We start from the raw sequence: 763 nt of genomic DNA, 5'->3' as shown, positions 1-763 counted from the left end.
CATTTTAACGCAGTTGAAGTGATTTTTATTTATTTTATTGGTTATGAGTGTATTACAAGATAATTGTAACGTATTTTTGGAGTATAAACTACTTTTATAGGAAGAAATGTCTAAAAAATGCCAATGGGCTATAATGGGCTTTTTTTTAGAAATGGAGGTAAAAGTGTGTAGGGAGTTTATATAGAAGAGTTAAATTGAAAATAATGAATATAATATTTGATTATAAATCCTTCTCCCTAAAAAAGGGAAACTGTCTATTTCCCTAAAAAACTGATTAAATAATGGTTTAAACGTTTTTATTTGAAGTTAGCAAAACTACTTTTGGTCGGAGTTGTTTATATGATCTAGTAAAGCCGCTTTTAAAGCATCGAGGAAAGGTGTAAGGTTCTTTGAGCGTCCTTTCATACGATGAAAAGTGTGATACAGATCTCCCAATTCTACCTTGAAGAGCTTTTCAAATACCACAGTTAGCTTCTTGATAGAAACTTTTCCTGATGAAATGCGATTGGTAGCATACAAACCATAGATTAGCTCTATGAGTTCAGTCTTTTTCCCTGTCCATTCTAAAAGATTTAGAATTTCTAAAGGCATATCTTTTTCTTCACGAGTACGAAAAAAAAAGATAATCGGAGAGTTCCTTGGCAGCCCCTATCTTAGCAACTTCAAAGCTACGACAAGTAGAAAAGGCTCCATCAAAAGAAAACAAATACCCCTCATTGCTTTGAGGAAGGTAGTCGTAATTGCGAGTAAAATACTCTACATC

2 protein-coding genes are annotated in these 763 nt (G+C 32.9%); both read right to left on the bottom strand.

All coding sequences use genetic code 11. The annotated features are described in order from the left end of the window. Positions 1 to 315: 315 nt before the first annotated feature. Positions 316 to 591, bottom strand: a complete 276-nt coding sequence (locus tag HMPREF1551_RS11600; protein WP_021629349.1) for an RteC domain-containing protein — start codon at positions 589 to 591, stop codon at positions 316 to 318. A gap of 10 nt (positions 592 to 601) precedes the next feature. Next, positions 602 to 763 (bottom strand): RteC domain-containing protein (locus tag HMPREF1551_RS11595; RefSeq protein WP_021629348.1); only part of this gene is annotated, 162 nt, incomplete at its 5' end.

The sequence above is a fragment of the Capnocytophaga sp. oral taxon 863 str. F0517 genome, from assembly GCF_000466425.1.
Classification (GTDB): Bacteria; Bacteroidota; Bacteroidia; order Flavobacteriales; family Flavobacteriaceae; genus Capnocytophaga.
The sequence above is the reverse complement of the archived record's forward strand: the minus strand, read 5'-3'. Positions and strand labels throughout refer to the sequence as shown.

Coding starts and splice junctions, on each gene's coding strand:
- HMPREF1551_RS11600 (WP_021629349.1), bottom strand. CDS start 591: ATGCCTTTAGAAATTCTAAATCTTTTAGAATGGACAGGGAAAAAGACT.